This is a genomic window from Actinospineispora spinosispora DSM 44797 (assembly GCF_000429025.1).
GTDB classification, from domain to species: domain Bacteria; phylum Actinomycetota; class Actinomycetes; order Mycobacteriales; family Pseudonocardiaceae; genus Pseudonocardia; species Pseudonocardia spinosispora.
The window spans coordinates 251053-264610 of the sequence record NZ_KE386835.1; the positions used below are offsets into that span (position 1 = coordinate 251053).

Here is a 13558-nt window from a genome sequence, read left to right on the forward strand (position 1 = left end):
CAGCGGGGCCGGTACCGTCACGCCCATGACCTCGCGCCTCGAGCCCGGTGACCCGGCCCCCGACTTCACACTGCCCGACGCCGACGGCAACCCGGTATCGCTCGCCGACTACCGGGGCCGTCGGGTGATCCTCTACGCCTACCCGGCCGCCAGCACGCCCGGCTGCACCAAGCAAGCCTGCGACTTCCGCGACAGCCTCGCCGAGCTGGGCGGCGCCGGGATCGACGTCATCGGGATCTCCCCCGACAAGCCGGCCAAGCTCGCCAAGTTCCGCGACGCCGAGGGCCTCACGTTCCCGCTGGTGTCCGACCCGGACAAGGCCGTGCTCACCGAGTACGGCGCGTTCGGCGAGAAGCAGATGTACGGCAAGACCGTGACCGGCGTGATCCGCTCGACGTTCGTCATCGACGCGGACGGCAAGATCGAGGTGGCCCAGTACAACGTGCGCGCCACCGGCCACGTGGCCAAGCTCCGCAAGGACATCAAGGTCTAGCTAGCTGGTGCCGGCGACGGGATTCGAACCCGCACTGTTGACCACCTAAAGATCATGCCTCCTGCCAGTTGGGCTACGCCGGCTTCCGGTTGCTGACACACCAGGTGTCCGTCAACGCGTGGCAGTTCGGACACAGAATACGCAGGTTCTCCAACCGGTTGTCCGAGTGGTTGCCGTTGATGTGATCAAGCGCCAGCGGGAGTGGCTTGCCACGCCACTCTCGCAGGCCACACTCCTCGCACTCGGGTTGCTTCAGCCCAGCCGCGATCAGCCTGCGCCGAAGATGGCCCGTACTCTGATAAGGCGAGTCCTCCACGAGGATCTTCTCCAACGGAATCCTTGGCTTCGGCGGTCGTTTCTGCCCCCGCGACCAGCCTTGCCCAAGGAAGTGACCGGTGTCCAACCCGCGAGTCCTGATCTTCTTGACGATCATCCGGTGCATGCCGCCATTCGGCTCATAACCAAGGCTGCGAAGCACATCGGAGACCGTCACGTTCTCTCGTACTGCTTGCGCCAGCTGGTGCTCTGACACCCTCCACCCACGCCGTCCCCCCGGCCGTGGCGGCGCCGAAGGCGACGCCACTGGTAAGTGAGAGATGTCGAGCTCCAGTCTCGCGATGTGCCGGCGCAAGGTGTCGTAGCGGCCCGGGACCAGGCCGAGCTTGCGACACACCTGAGCCAGCGAGGTGCTCTCCGCGACCGCGGCGGTGAGCTGCTCGTCGGTCCATCGAGGAGTGCGAGGCATGCACTCATCCTACTCGAACATATATTCGATATCACGACATATCCCTTAGCCTGTTCTCCGTGAGCATCGTCGTGCCGAGCCTGCTGGTGCCGTTCCTCCTCGTGGTCGCGGTACTGACCGTCACGCCGGGCCCTGACATGGCGCTGGTCCTGCGCAACGGCGCGCGCGGCGGCTCGCGGCTCGCCTGGTACACCGGCCTCGGGTGCTGCAGCGGCATCGCCGTGCACGCGACGGCCGCCGTAGTGGGGCTGTCCGCGCTGCTCGCGGCGTCGGCGGTGGCGTTCACCGTGGTGAAGCTCGTCGGTGCGGCCTATCTGGCGTGGCTCGGGATCACCGCACTGTGGCACAGCCGCAAGAGTGTCCGTCCCGCCGAGGACACCGCCCGGCAAGGCCCGGGTGCGGCGACCGCCGAGCTCACCAGGCGCGGCTGCTACCGCCAGGGACTGCTGACGAACCTGCTGAACCCGAAGATCGCGCTGCTGTTCCTCACCCTGCTGCCGCAGTTCGTGGCGGCGGGCGAACCGCGCACCGCCACGTCGGCGGTGCTGGCCGTGCTGTTCCTGGCCATCGCGGTCCTGTGGTGGCGGTTGTTCTCGCTCGCGGTCGGCGGTCTCGCCGGTCTGCTCGCCCGCCCCCGGGTGGGTCTCGTGCTGGAACGGGTGACCGGCGTGGTGCTGATCGGGCTCGGTCTGCGGGTCGCGCTCGAACGCTCCTAGGAGGGTCCTGCGCGACTCGGGCCTACCGCCGGAGTTGCCCAGCACCCTCCTAGAGTGAGTCCGTGTTCGATCAGGGACTGCTCGCGCCCGGGTGGGCCGGAAGTGTCGCCGAGGAGCTGACCGGAGACGCGGCCGTGGTCCGCGCGATGCTCGACGCCGAGGCGGCGCTGAGCCGCGCGCTGGCGGCCGTCGGCCTGGCGCCCGAGGCAGCGGCGCGCGAGGTCACCGAGGTGTGCGCGGAGCTCACCGTCGACGTCCGCGCACTGGCGCTGGCAGCGCGCAGCGGTGGCAACCCGGTGATCCCGCTGGTCAAGCAGCTGCGCGCGGCGGTGAGCGAGGGCTCGGCCGAATGGGTTCACCGGGGAACGACGAGCCAGGATGTCCTCGACACCGCGTTGATGCTCGTCAGCGCGCGGGTGTTGGACTCCTCCGTGCTCGCCGGGCTGTCCGTGGCGAGTACAGCGGCGGCTCGGTTGGCGCGCGAGCATCGGAGCACGCCGATGGCGGGCCGGACGTTGAGCCAGCACGCCGTGCCCACGACGTTCGGCGTCAAGGTCGCCGGCTGGCTGTCCGGCCTCGCCGACGCCGGGCGCCGGTGCGGCCAGGTCCGGCGTGAGCTGCCCGCGCAGCTGGGCGGCGCGGCCGGCACCCTCGCCGCGCTGGGCACCGACGGTGTCGCCGTCGCGGACGCGTTCGCCGCCGAGTGCGGTCTCGCCGCACGGCCGTCGCCGTGGCACACCGTGCGCACCCCGGTCGCCGAGCTGGGCGCCGCGCTGGCGCTAAGTGCCGGGGCCTGCGGCAAGGCCGCGCTGGACGTCACGGTGCTGGCCCAGACCGAGCTGGGTGAGGTCCTGGGCGACGCGGGCGGCGAGTCGTCCGCGATGCCGCAGAAACGCAACCCGGTGACGGCCGCGTTGATCGTCGCGGCCGCGCGGCAGGCGCCCGGTGAGGCGAGCGCGCTGCACCTCGGTCTGCTCGCCGAGAACGAGCGTCCCTCCGGCGCCTGGCACGCGGAGTGGCAACCGTGGCGCACCCTGCTGCGGGTGGCGGGTGGCGCGGCCGAGGCAACCGGACGGCTGCTCACCGACCTACAGCCGGACGTCGAGGCGATGGCGGCCACCGCGGTCGACCCGTCGCTGCTGGCCGAGCGCCTGTCCGGGGTGCTGCGCGCCGAGCTGGGCACGGGGGCAGCGGCGGCGGTCCGGGAGGCCGCTTTCGCCGGACGGCTGCCCGAGCTGCTCGCCGAGCACGGCATCGCCGATCCCGCGGGCTATCTGGGGTCCGCGCCTGCCTTCGTCGATCGGGTGTTGGCTACGACTCCGCCGAACGAGCGACTATCGTGAAAACTGGCTCCGCAAGTCTCCCGCAGGGAGTTCCGGCGAAGGCCGGCGTAGTGAATGTCAACAAGAACCCTCGTAGCCGAGGGGCGGCTCTCAGGGTGACAACAAGCGCGCCCGGGGCCGAAGGCCGAAAATCTCAAAGGCGGCGCCCGGAGGGTGCCCCTTTGGGATTTTGAGCGCGAGGACAGGCCGGAGAACATGAATCTCGACCCCGACGGCATCGCGGTACGGCGTGAGGTGCTGGGCAGTGAGTACGTGGACGCGGCGCTGGAGCGCGCGGACGAGTTCACCGGCGAGTTCCAGGAGATGATCACCCGCTACGCGTGGGGCGGTATCTGGACCCGGCCCGGCCTGGACCGGCGGATGCGCAGCGCGATCACGTTGACCGCGCTGGTGGCCGGCGGGCATCACGGCGAGCTGGCCGCGCACGTTCGGGGCGCGCTGCGCAACGGGCTGAGCGCGGAGGAGATCGCCGAGGTGCTGATGCAGACCGCGATCTACTGCGGGGTGCCCGCCGCGAACTCGGCGTTCGCGGTCGCGCAGAAGGTGATCGCGGAGGAGACCGGCTGACGAGCGTACGGCCCGGCCCCGCGCCCACGGGGCCGAGCCGCACGCGATGGTCCTCCGGCTCGTGCCCGCCGGACGCCATCAACCGGTTCGATGTCGCTGCCCGGTTACCGAGTACAGACGCACGCCGGGCCCGTCCGGTTCCCTCTGCTCAGGAAACGAGTGCGCGCAGCGCGGGAGCGAGCGCGCGGAAGGCTAGGCCGCGGTGCGACGCGGCGTCCTTCTCCTCCGGCGACAGCTCGGCCGACGTGCGCTGCTCGCCCTCGGGAACGAAGATCGGGTCGTAGCCGAAGCCGTTCGTGCCGCGCGGCGCGCGGATCAGCCGGCCGCGCCATTCGCCGTGCTCGACGGTCTCGGTTCCGTCCGGGGTGACGAGCGCGGCGGCGCACACGAACGCGGCTCCTCTGCGTTCGTCGGGGGTGTCGGCCAGCTGACCGAGCACGAGGTCGAGGTTGCCCTGGTCGTCGCCGTGGCGGCCGATCCAGCGCGCGGACAGCACCCCGGGCATTCCGTTGAGCGCGTCCACCGCGATACCCGAGTCGTCGGCGACCGAGGCCAGCCCGGTCGCCGCGACCGCGTCCCTGGCCTTGGCCAGCGCGTTCTCCGCGAAGGTCGCGCCGGTCTCGGGTGCTTCAGGGTACTCGGCGACGTCGGCAAGGCCGAGCACCTCGATGCCGGCGTCCAGCTCGGAGACGATCCGGCGCAGCTCGGCGAGCTTGCCCGGGTTGCGGGTGGCGAGCAGGAGCTTCACTCCTTGCCGCCCGATTTGCCGCCCGACTTGCTCGGCAGCTCGTACGGGTACGGCGCGGCCAGCGCGGCGGTCTGTGCCTCGGCGAGCTGGGCGCACCCGGCGAGCGCCATGTCCAGCATCGAGTCGAGCGTGGAGCGCGGGAACGTGGCGCCCTCGGCGGTGCCCTGCACCTCGACCAGGGTGCCCACGTCGGTGGCGACCACGTTCATGTCGACCTCGGCGCGGGAGTCCTCGTCATAGGGCAGGTCCAGCCGGACCCGCCCGTCGACGACGCCGACGCTCACCGCGACGATCTGGCACGACAGCGGCTTGGGGTCGTTCAGCCTGCCGGCGGCGCCCAGCCAGGTGATGGCATCGGCGAGCGCCACGTAGGCGCCGGTGATCGCGGCGGTACGGGTGCCACCGTCGGCCTGCAGCACGTCGCAGTCGATCGCGATGGTGTTCTCACCGATCGCGGCGAGGTCGATGCAGGCACGCAGCGAACGGCCGACCAGCCTGCTGATCTCGTGCGTCCTACCTCCGACCCGTCCCTTGACCGACTCGCGGTCGCTGCGGGTGTGCGTCGCCGACGGCAGCATCGCGTACTCGGCGGTCACCCACCCGAGCCCGGAACCCTTGCGCCACCGGGGCACGCCCGCCGTCACGCTCGCGGCGCACAGCACCTTGGTCTGTCCGTAGGACACCAGCACCGACCCTGCCGGATGCCGCTGGAACCCCCTGGCGATCTCCACCGGGCGGAGTTCATCGTCCGCCCTGCCGTCTCCTCGCGTCACCGGGCCACCCTACGACCACCCCCGTGCCGGTACCGCCGGTGGTTGGACCGACTAGAAATACGGCCATGATTACCTTCGGTGGCCTACCGGCTCACCCTCTGATCATTCACGCGGTCGTGGTCCTGCTTCCGCTGGCGGCGCTGGGCACACTGCTGGTCGCGGCACGTCCCGTGTGGCGGCGGACCCTGGGCCCGTGGGTCTTCCTGATCGCCCTGGTCGGCACGCTCGCCGTGCCACTCGCCACGACGACCGGTGACCAGCTCAAGGAGGCCATGGGCGGCGGCGGTCCGCTGGTCGAGGTCCACGAGGGCCGCGCCGACAAGCTGCTGCCGTTCGTCGTCCTGTACGCCGTGGTGCTGCTGGCCGCGCTGCTGCTGGGCCGGCGCGCGGACCGGTCTCCCGGGGTCCTGACCAAGGTGACCGTCGGTGTGGCGGTGCTGGCGGCGATCCTGGGCCTGGTGGTGACGTACCTGGTGATCTGGATCGGCCACGCGGGCGCTCTAGCGGTCTGGGAGGGCACCGGCCAGTAACCGCGTAGCTCGCACAGACCTTCCGTACGCCACACAGAGGCCGGAGCCTCTGCGCGGCGTGCAGAACCTCTGTGCGAGCTCAGATTTTGTAGTGGGCGCCCGCTGACACCAGTTCCACGGGGCCGTTGAACGTCGCTTTCGCCTCGGCCAGGAGGATCGCCGCGTCGTGCCAGACCGCCACGTGGGTGATCAGCAGGCGCCCCACTCCGGCCGCTGCCGCGTGTTCGCCCGCCTCGGTTCCGGACAGGTGGATTCCGGGCGGGGGTAACTCGCCGTTCGGCCCGGTGTGCGGCCAGGTCGCCTCGCACAGCATCACGTCGGCGCCCCGGGACAGCTCGACCAGCGCGGGGCTTGCCGCGGTGTCGCCGCTGTAGACCAGGCTGCGGCCCTCGTACTCGACCCGGATCGCGTAGGACTCGCAGGGGTGCACGACGCGGCGCGTACGCAGAACCGCACCGGCGAAGTCGATCCGATCGCCATCGCCGACGCTTCGGATGTCCAGGACGTCGGTGAGGTCCTCGGTGTCCCGCTCGTACGCGCAGGTGCCGTACTGGGCGACCAGCCGGTCCGCCGTCTCGGCGGGACCGTAGACCGGCAGCCGCCTGCTGGCGGGCGGGTACGGCGGCGCCGGGTGGTAGCGCCGGTAGACCACGAGCGACGAGACGTCCGAGCAGTGGTCGGGGTGCAGGTGCGACAGGAACAGCCCGTCCAGGTCGAACGGGTCCAGCTCACGGTGCATCGCGCCCAGGACGCCGTTGCCGAGATCCAGGGCCAGGGTGCGGTCGCCGATCCGGACCAGGTAACCCGATGACGGTGAATTCGGCCCTGGTCCGCTGCCCGAGCACCCCAGCACCGTGAGTTCCATGGCGACATCTTGCCTTTTTTAACGCTGTTCGGCCGGGTCAAGCGGCATATTTCAGGAGCTGAATCAGTTCCGTCGGCCGGTTCGGTACAGCCACACCATCCCGATGATCGGCAACACCAGCGGCACCCAGCCGTAACCGGAGCCGTAGTCCGACCACACCGTCGCCTTCGGGAACGCCGCGCGGTCGGCGAGGCTCAGCGTGCCGACGACGAGCACGCCGGTCAGCTCGATCGACACCGCGATCCACGCGAGCCGGCGGGCGCCCGGCCCGGTCATCGCGAGCCCGACGGTCGCCAGGATGTACACCACCCCGGCGAACGCGGACAGCAGGTAGGCGATCGGCGCCTCGTGGAAGCGGGTGACCAGCTGGACACCCGCGCGTGCGGTCGCCGAGAGCGCGAACACCGCGTAGACAGCGATCAGGACCCGGCCGGGACCGGTCGCGGTCGGTCGAGTCTCCTCAGGCACCGGTGTTGCCCCACAGCAGGAGCAGCCGCAGCACCGCGACACCCACGGCGACCGAGGCCACGGCGACGACCGTGCCGCCCCAGCGGCTCGGTTCGGCGCGGGCGAACTGCAGCCCGATCGGCAGGACCCCGACCGAGACCAGCAGGTAGATCAGGAACGTGGACGTCTCGACCGGCCGCATCCCACCGAACACGCGCGCCGCGCCGATCACCGCCTGCACGATCAGCAGCACCTCGACCACGCCGACCGCGCGCACCATCGGCTGCTCGACGGGGCGCTTCAGCAGGGTGGTGACGATCCCGAAGATCGCCAGCACACCGGTCAGCACCAGCAGCAGTACAGCCAGCCCGTGGATCACCTGCCGGACGATACCGCCTGCGCCGGGAGCGGCAGGGACGCCACCGACTCGATCTCGGGGCCGAGGAAACGGCGGCCGAGCTTGCGGAACGGCTCCGGCTCACCGGTCGCCAGGAACTCGTGCCGGACGGGCGGCGCGTCGGCCGTGAGCGGCTCGCGCAGCAGGTCCAGCTCGGAGAGGACCCTCAGCACGTCCTTTGCGGTCTCCTCGGCGCTGGACACCAGCATGACCTCGGGACCGAGCGCGAGCTGCAGGACGCCGGACAGCAGCGGGTAGTGCGTGCAACCCAGGATCACCGTGTCGACCTGCGCGCGCTGCAACGGTTCGAGGTAGCTCTGCGCCAGCCCGAGGACCTGCCGGCCGCTGGTCATGCCGCGTTCCACGAAGTCGACGAACCTCGGGCAGGCGACCGGGACCACCTCGACGTCCCGCGCGGCGGCGAACGTGTCGGTGTAGGCGCCGGAACGGATGGTGACCTCGGTGGCGAGTACCCCGATCCGTCCGTTGCGGGTGGCGGCCACCGCGCGGCGCACCGCGGGGCGGATCACCTCGACGACCGGAACCGGGTAGCGCTCGCGGGCGTCGACCAGGCACGCCGAGGACGCCGAGTTGCACGCGATGACGAGCATCTTCACGCCGCGTTCGACCAGGTCGTCGGCCATGTCCAAGGCGTGGCGCCGCACCTCGGCGGTCGACTTCGGCCCGTACGGGCTGTGCGCGGTGTCGCCGACGTAGATCAGTTTCTCGGCCGGCAGCTGGTCGATGACCGCGCGGGCCACGGTCAGCCCGCCGACACCGGAGTCGAACATGCCGATCGGCGCATCCACCGGCAGCCCGCGAAAGCTGTCGGACGTACGAACCCAGGGTTTCACCGAGGCATCACCGGTTCCTGCGAGAGCCGCCGTTGCCGGTCGGCGCGAGCCACCATCCGAGCGCACAGTATCCCGGCCAGCGCGCCGAACAGATGCGCCTGCCAGGAGATGCCCGGCTGACCGGGGATCACCCCGAACAGCACACCGCCCCAGAAGAAGAACAACACCACGGCCAGCAGGATCTGCTTCACGCTGCCGGCGAAGAAACCGCGGAACAGCAGGAACATCAGCCAGCCGAAGATCACCCCGGACGCGCCGACCGTCACCGAGCCCTGCGGCGACAGCAGCCAGACCCCCAGGCCGCTGATCACCCAGATGACCGCGGTGACGAACAGGAACTGCCGGAGACCACCCGCCATCGCGAGGAACCCGAAGATCAGGAAGGGCAGCGTGTTCGACCACAGGTGCAGCCATCCGGCGTGCAGCAGCGGCGCCCACAGCACGCCCACCAGGTGGTCCGGGTCGCCCGCGACGATCCCGTCCTCCGCGTCGAGCCGCAGCCCGGTGCTGACGTCGTAGGCCTCGATCACGTACAGCGCGAAGGTGAACAGCAACATCGTCGCGGCGGCGCTGAACGGCCGCACCGGCAGAACCCTGGCTGCCGACCTGGGCCGGGCGGGAGTCACCATGCCTTCGACATTACGCGAGCCCACGTCAGAGCCCGTGAGTGTTTTGGGTTGCCATGGCAGCCCAAAACACTCACGGGTCAGTTAGGCCCAGAGTTGGCCGTCGAGGGCTTCGGCGCTCTCCTCCAGGTCGCCCGCGTAGGCGCCCGTCGAGAGGTACTTCCAGCCCGCGTCGGCCACCACGAGCACGATGTCGGCCGGTTCCGCGCTGCCCGCCGCCTTCTCGGCCAGCGCCAGCGCGGCGTGCAGGACGCCACCGGTGGAGATGCCGGCGAAGATGCCTTCCTTCTCCACCAGCTCGCGGGTGCGCCGCAGCGCGTCGAAACTGCCGACCGAGTAGCGGCCGGTCAGCACCGAGGGGTCGTACAGCTCGGGCACGAAACCCTCGTCGAGGTTGCGCAGCCCGTACACGAGCTCGCCGTAGCGCGGCTCGGCGGCGATGATCTGCACGTCCGGCTTGTGCTCACGCAGGAACCGGCCGGTGCCGACGAGCGTGCCGGTCGTGCCCAGCCCGGCGACGAAGTGCGTGACGCTCGGCAGGTCACGCAGGATCTCCGGCCCGGTCGTGCGGTAGTGCGCGCGGGCGTTCTCCGGGTTGCCGTACTGGTAGAGCATCACCCAGTCGGGGTTCTCGGCGGCCAGTTTCTTGGCCACCGCCACCGCCTGGTTGGAACCACCGGCGGCGGGCGAGGAGATGATCCGCGCGCCGTACATGGTGAGCAGCTGGCGCCGCTCCTCCGAGGTGTTCTCCGGCATGACGCAGACCAGCTTGTAGCCCTTGAGCTTCGCGGCCATCGCCAGCGAGATGCCGGTGTTGCCCGAGGTCGGCTCCAGCACCGTGCAGCCGGGACGCAGCCGCCCGTCCGCTTCGGCCGCCTCGATCATGGCGAGCGCGGGGCGATCCTTGATCGAACCGGTCGGGTTGCGATCCTCCAGCTTCGCCCACAGCCGTACGTGCTCGGCGGACGAGAAGGACGGCAGTCCGACCAGCGGGGTGTCCCCTACCGCGTGCAGCAGGGAGTCATAGCGAGCCACTGGTCGTCCTCCCCCGCCGGATCAGACCCCGCCGGCTACCGCCGGCAGGATGGTCAGCGAGTCGCCGTCGGCAACGGGAGCCTCGAGGCCACCGGAGAAACGGACGTCCTCGTCGTTGACGTAGATGTTCACGAAGCGGTGCAGTGAACCGTCCTTGACCAGGCGGGCCTTGATGCCGCCGTGGTTGTTGTCCAGGTCGGTGATGACCTCGTCGACGGTGCTGCCGTTCGCCTGGACGGACTTCTCGCCGCCGGTGTGCGTGCGCAGGATGGTGGGAATCGAGACAGTGACGGCCATGTGTCCTCCTGATGGTGCGGCCGAGCCGGGAATTGTCTAGTGGGAAAACATCGCGACGGATCGGATGATTCCGCCCGCGCGGCGGAGCTCAGCGACAATCAGGGACGTCGTCGGCGCCGGTGTGGGAGAACATGTAGCTCTCGACCACCTCGACCGACTCTTCGGAAATCTCACCGTCCACGATGCGATAGGACCGGAACTCGGGCTCCTCGGTGTCCTGGTCGTCCCGCGTGGAGACCAGCACGTAGTGCGCCTCCGGTTCGGACGCGTAGGACACATCGGTGCGCGACGGGTACGCCTGGGTGGCGGTGTGCGAGTGGTAGATCACCACGGGCACCTCGTCATTGGCGTCCATCTCCCGATACAGCCGGAGCAGGTCACCGGACTCGAACTCGTAGAACGTCGGTGACCGAGCAGCGTTGATCATCGGGATGAACCGCTCGGGGCGGTCCGTGCCTTCCGGTCCAGCGATCACACCGCAGCACTCGTCGGGATGATCCCGCCGAGCATGCGCAACGATCTCGTCCACGAGATCTTTTCGGATCACCAGCACCGCTACAGCCTACGGGCTGCTTCTGACGGTGCGCATCTAATGTCGGTACTTCTCACACCGAAGCGTTGACCTGGGAGTCGTAGCGTTCCCGCGCGGCGTCCACGTCCTCGATGTAGCACTCGGCCCAGTCCTTGATCGCGCGCATCACCGGCAGCAGCGTGGTGCCCAGCTCGGTCAGCTCGTAGTCGACCCGAACCGGCACGCTCGCGGTGACCCGGCGCGAGACCAGACCGTCCCGTTCCAGGCTGCGCAGTGTCTGGGTGAGCATCTTCTGGCTCACCCCGGGCATCGTGCGCAGCAGCTCGCTGTAGCGCTGGGACCCGCCGGCGAGCGCCACCAGCACGAGGCTCACCCACTTGTCACTGATCCGGTCGAGCAGCTTCTGCGTGGGGCAGTCCCGCAGGAAGGCGTTGTAGGCGACTGCGTCGAGCTGGCGTCGCTGCACGGCCGTCTGGGTCGCCATGACTCTCCTTCAGGTGACCTACGCACTTCCAGGTGCCTACTTCCTGATGGAGAGTAGCAGTTCATACGGTGACCTCCGCGAGTTCCCGAGGAGGAGATGGACATGCGAGCAGTGGTGGTACGCAACCCGGGTGGCCCCGAGGCCCTGGAGATCGTCGACGTTCCCGTACCGACGCCCGGGCCGGGTCAGGTGCGCATCAGGGTGCGGGCGGCGGGAGTGAACCCGGTCGACGGGTTCGTACGTAGCGGAGGCGCGGCCCAGATCGGCATGACCCCGAGCCGCGGCTCGATCGGCATCGGCTGGGACGTGGCCGGGGTCGTCGAGGAGGTCGGCGCCGGCGTCACCGAGCTCGCGCCCGGTGATGCGGTGATCGGGCTGTCGGACCGCCTGAACCTACCGACCTCCGGTTACGCCGAGCAGATCGTGCTGGACACCCGGGCGGTGGCCGTCGCGCCACGCGGACTGTCACCGGAGCAGGCGGCGACCCTGCCGCTCAACGCACTCACCGCCGTTCAGGCACTCGATCTGCTCGACCTGGACGCCGGGGCGACGGTGCTGGTCACCGGGGCGGCGGGCGCGGTGGGCGGCTACGCCGTCGAGCTGGCGGTCATCCGAGGGCTGCGGGTGGTGGGCACCGCCGCCGCCGCCGACGAGGAGCTCGTCCGGGGCTTCGGCGCGGAATGGTTCGTCCCCCGTGAGGAGACCGACGCAGGCGTGGCACTCGGCCAGGCGGTCCGCGCGCTGGTCCCGGGCGGCGTGGACGGTGTCCTCGACGCCGCGGTACTGGACATGGCAGCGCACGACGCACTGCGCAACGGTGGCTCGTTCGTCACGGTCGTCGCGGCCGCGACCGTGTTCCCGCTGCGCGGCACGACGGTCCGTCACCAGTACGTCGACGCGGACGGGCGCCAGCTCGCCGAGCTGGTCGCCCACGCCGAGGCCGGGCGGCTGACCCCGAGGGTCGCCGAGACGTTCCCGCTGGACAAAGCCGTCCTGGCGCACCAGAGGTTCGCCGAGGGCGGCCTGCGCGGGCGCCTGGTCCTCGTCCCGTGACCGGCGGCCATCCGTCGACGAACCGCCGCACTGTTAACGTCGACGGGTGGCCAACCCAACCGTTTGTGTACTCGCGCTCGGCGGAACCATCGCATCGGCGAGCGACGGCAAGGGCGGCGTACTGCCGAACCTCGACGCCGCCACGCTGCTGGCCGCCGTCCCCGGGCTCGACAGCTCCGGCGTCGAGGTCTCGGCCAGCACGTTCCGCTCGGTGTCCAGCGCGTCGCTGACCCTCGACGACCTGGCCCAGCTCAGCGACCTGATCGCCGCCGAAGCACCGCGCCACGACGGGATCGTGATCACCCAGGGGACCGACACGCTCGAGGAGAGCTCGTTCTACCTGGACCTGGTCACCGATCCGGCGGTGCCGCTCGTGTTGACCGGCGCGATGCGCAACCCGACCCTCGCCGGCCCCGACGGACCCGCCAACCTGCTCGCCGCGATCCAGGTCGCCACGAACGAGCAGGCCAGGGGCCTGGGCGCGCTGGTGGTCTTCAACGACGAGATCCACGCCGCCCGCTCGGTCCGCAAGGCCCACACCACCAGCACCGCCGCGTTCGTCTCGCCGGACGCCGGGCCACTGGGGCGGGTGTCGGAGAACGTCGTCCGATTGCACCGGCGTCTGTCCCCCGCGCCGACGATCCGGCCGGTCACCCCCACTCCGCCCGCCAACGTCGCCGTGGTGACGACCTACCTCGGCGACGACGGCGGTGTGCTCGACGCGATCGACGAGCGCTACCAGGGCCTGGTCATCGCGGGGCTGGGCGGCGGGCACGTGCCGGGGCCGCTGCTGGACCGGATAGACCGGCTGACCGCCCGGATGCCGGTCGTGATCGCCTCACGCACCGGCGCGGGCCCGATCCTGCGCACCACCTACAGCTTCCCCGGCTCGGACCGCGACCTGGCCCGGCGTGGCCTGATCAGCGCGGGCTCGCTCGACCCCTACAAGTCCCGCGTCCTGCTGCACCTGTTGCTGGCCTCAGGCGCGGACCGGGCAACCTTCGCCGATACGTTCGAACAGCTCTCGTGAGTGGTACGGGCGCCTGGAGGCGC

19 protein-coding genes and 1 tRNA gene are annotated in these 13558 nt (G+C 70.4%); 7 read left to right on the forward strand and 13 right to left on the reverse strand.

The window, feature by feature from the left end; translation table 11 throughout:
* Nucleotides 1-25 precede the first annotated feature (25 nt).
* Nucleotides 26-493, forward strand: a complete 468-nt coding sequence (gene bcp, locus G406_RS0134805; RefSeq protein WP_028937399.1) for a thioredoxin-dependent thiol peroxidase — start codon at nucleotides 26-28, stop codon at nucleotides 491-493.
* Between the two features lie 5 nt (nucleotides 494-498).
* Here bcp and G406_RS0134810 read toward each other — a convergent pair.
* Nucleotides 499-576, reverse strand: a tRNA-Leu gene (locus G406_RS0134810).
* Nucleotides 567-986: an HNH endonuclease signature motif containing protein gene (locus G406_RS57480; protein WP_156935318.1), complete on the reverse strand. Its 420-nt coding sequence runs from the start codon at nucleotides 984-986 to the stop codon at nucleotides 567-569. Before G406_RS57480 ends, G406_RS0134810 begins: the two co-directional genes overlap by 10 nt.
* A 311-nt stretch (nucleotides 987-1297) precedes the next feature.
* Between G406_RS57480 and G406_RS0134820 the strand changes: the two genes are divergently transcribed.
* The 3 genes from G406_RS0134820 (at nucleotide 1298) to G406_RS0134830 (ending at nucleotide 3864) form a co-directional block, all read left to right on the forward strand.
* The gene (locus tag G406_RS0134820) at nucleotides 1298-1954 is read left to right on the forward strand and encodes a LysE family translocator (RefSeq protein ID WP_245607323.1); all 657 of its coding nucleotides are present in this window, start codon (nucleotides 1298-1300) and stop codon (nucleotides 1952-1954) included.
* A 62-nt stretch (nucleotides 1955-2016) separates the two neighbouring features.
* Complete coding sequence (pcaB, locus tag G406_RS0134825; protein ID WP_028937401.1) at nucleotides 2017-3297, forward strand: 3-carboxy-cis,cis-muconate cycloisomerase; 1281 nt, start codon at nucleotides 2017-2019, stop codon at nucleotides 3295-3297.
* Between the two features lie 195 nt (nucleotides 3298-3492).
* Complete coding sequence (locus G406_RS0134830; protein ID WP_028937402.1) at nucleotides 3493-3864, forward strand: carboxymuconolactone decarboxylase family protein; 372 nt, start codon at nucleotides 3493-3495, stop codon at nucleotides 3862-3864.
* Nucleotides 3865-4012: 148 nt separating this feature from the next.
* On the opposite strand, the gene rdgB is transcribed toward G406_RS0134830, so the two are convergent.
* Together rdgB and rph are read right to left on the reverse strand one after the other, a co-directional pair.
* Nucleotides 4013-4612, reverse strand: a complete 600-nt coding sequence (rdgB, locus tag G406_RS0134835; protein WP_037080186.1) for an RdgB/HAM1 family non-canonical purine NTP pyrophosphatase — start codon at nucleotides 4610-4612, stop codon at nucleotides 4013-4015.
* On the reverse strand, nucleotides 4609-5385 hold the full coding sequence (gene rph / locus G406_RS0134840; RefSeq protein ID WP_028937404.1) for a ribonuclease PH: 777 nt from the start codon (nucleotides 5383-5385) through the stop codon (nucleotides 4609-4611). Before rph ends, rdgB begins: the two co-directional genes overlap by 4 nt.
* 65 nt (nucleotides 5386-5450) lie before the next feature.
* Between rph and G406_RS0134845 the strand changes: the two genes are divergently transcribed.
* Nucleotides 5451-5915, forward strand: a complete 465-nt coding sequence (locus tag G406_RS0134845; protein WP_028937405.1) for a DUF2231 domain-containing protein — start codon at nucleotides 5451-5453, stop codon at nucleotides 5913-5915.
* 79 nt (nucleotides 5916-5994) lie between these two features.
* Here the strand turns inward: G406_RS0134845 and G406_RS0134850 are convergent, their stop codons facing one another.
* From G406_RS0134850 to G406_RS0134890, 9 genes are all read right to left on the reverse strand, one after another.
* On the reverse strand, nucleotides 5995-6780 hold the full coding sequence (locus G406_RS0134850) for an MBL fold metallo-hydrolase (protein ID WP_028937406.1): 786 nt from the start codon (nucleotides 6778-6780) through the stop codon (nucleotides 5995-5997).
* A 63-nt stretch (nucleotides 6781-6843) separates the two neighbouring features.
* The gene (locus G406_RS0134855; RefSeq protein WP_028937407.1) at nucleotides 6844-7248 is read right to left on the reverse strand and encodes a hypothetical protein; all 405 of its coding nucleotides are present in this window, start codon (nucleotides 7246-7248) and stop codon (nucleotides 6844-6846) included.
* Complete coding sequence (locus tag G406_RS0134860) at nucleotides 7241-7606, reverse strand: hypothetical protein (RefSeq protein WP_028937408.1); 366 nt, start codon at nucleotides 7604-7606, stop codon at nucleotides 7241-7243. Before G406_RS0134860 ends, G406_RS0134855 begins: the two co-directional genes overlap by 8 nt.
* Entirely contained in the window at nucleotides 7603-8415 is an 813-nt protein-coding gene (gene murI, locus G406_RS0134865; protein ID WP_037080426.1) for a glutamate racemase, read from the reverse strand. Before murI ends, G406_RS0134860 begins: the two co-directional genes overlap by 4 nt.
* Before the next feature lie 59 nt (nucleotides 8416-8474).
* On the reverse strand, nucleotides 8475-9107 hold the full coding sequence (locus tag G406_RS0134870) for a rhomboid family intramembrane serine protease (RefSeq protein WP_051343107.1): 633 nt from the start codon (nucleotides 9105-9107) through the stop codon (nucleotides 8475-8477).
* Between the two features lie 81 nt (nucleotides 9108-9188).
* Complete coding sequence (locus tag G406_RS0134875) at nucleotides 9189-10139, reverse strand: PLP-dependent cysteine synthase family protein (RefSeq protein ID WP_028937411.1); 951 nt, start codon at nucleotides 10137-10139, stop codon at nucleotides 9189-9191.
* 21 nt (nucleotides 10140-10160) lie between these two features.
* Nucleotides 10161-10436 carry a MoaD/ThiS family protein gene (locus tag G406_RS0134880; RefSeq protein ID WP_028937412.1) on the reverse strand — a complete coding sequence of 92 codons (276 nt, stop codon included), beginning with the start codon at nucleotides 10434-10436 and terminating at the stop codon, nucleotides 10161-10163.
* A gap of 88 nt (nucleotides 10437-10524) precedes the next feature.
* On the reverse strand, nucleotides 10525-10989 hold the full coding sequence (locus G406_RS0134885; protein ID WP_028937413.1) for a M67 family metallopeptidase: 465 nt from the start codon (nucleotides 10987-10989) through the stop codon (nucleotides 10525-10527).
* Between the two features lie 52 nt (nucleotides 10990-11041).
* The gene (locus G406_RS0134890) at nucleotides 11042-11452 is read right to left on the reverse strand and encodes a winged helix-turn-helix transcriptional regulator (protein ID WP_028937414.1); all 411 of its coding nucleotides are present in this window, start codon (nucleotides 11450-11452) and stop codon (nucleotides 11042-11044) included.
* A 102-nt stretch (nucleotides 11453-11554) separates the two neighbouring features.
* Between G406_RS0134890 and G406_RS0134895 the strand changes: the two genes are divergently transcribed.
* Together G406_RS0134895 and G406_RS51805 are read left to right on the forward strand one after the other, a co-directional pair.
* A complete protein-coding gene (locus G406_RS0134895) occupies nucleotides 11555-12505 on the forward strand; it encodes an NADP-dependent oxidoreductase (RefSeq protein ID WP_028937415.1) in 951 nt (316 codons plus the stop codon).
* A gap of 46 nt (nucleotides 12506-12551) precedes the next feature.
* Complete coding sequence (locus G406_RS51805; protein WP_051343108.1) at nucleotides 12552-13535, forward strand: asparaginase; 984 nt, start codon at nucleotides 12552-12554, stop codon at nucleotides 13533-13535.
* Nucleotides 13536-13558 lie beyond the last annotated feature (23 nt).

What these genes read in the sequence shown, in the direction of transcription:
- bcp (WP_028937399.1), top strand. Translation starts at nt 26, where the DNA reads ATGACCTCGCGCCTCGAGCCCGGTGACCCGGCCCCCGACTTCACACTG.
- G406_RS0134830 (WP_028937402.1), top strand. Translation starts at nt 3,493, where the DNA reads ATGAATCTCGACCCCGACGGCATCGCGGTACGGCGTGAGGTGCTGGGC.
- G406_RS0134845 (WP_028937405.1), top strand. Translation starts at nt 5,451, where the DNA reads ATGATTACCTTCGGTGGCCTACCGGCTCACCCTCTGATCATTCACGCG.
- G406_RS0134850 (WP_028937406.1), bottom strand. Translation starts at nt 6,780, where the DNA reads ATGGAACTCACGGTGCTGGGGTGCTCGGGCAGCGGACCAGGGCCGAAT.
- murI (WP_037080426.1), bottom strand. Translation starts at nt 8,415, where the DNA reads ATGTTCGACTCCGGTGTCGGCGGGCTGACCGTGGCCCGCGCGGTCATC.
- G406_RS0134870 (WP_051343107.1), bottom strand. Translation starts at nt 9,107, where the DNA reads ATGGTGACTCCCGCCCGGCCCAGGTCGGCAGCCAGGGTTCTGCCGGTG.
- G406_RS0134880 (WP_028937412.1), bottom strand. Translation starts at nt 10,436, where the DNA reads ATGGCCGTCACTGTCTCGATTCCCACCATCCTGCGCACGCACACCGGC.
- G406_RS0134890 (WP_028937414.1), bottom strand. Translation starts at nt 11,452, where the DNA reads ATGGCGACCCAGACGGCCGTGCAGCGACGCCAGCTCGACGCAGTCGCC.
- G406_RS0134895 (WP_028937415.1), top strand. Translation starts at nt 11,555, where the DNA reads ATGCGAGCAGTGGTGGTACGCAACCCGGGTGGCCCCGAGGCCCTGGAG.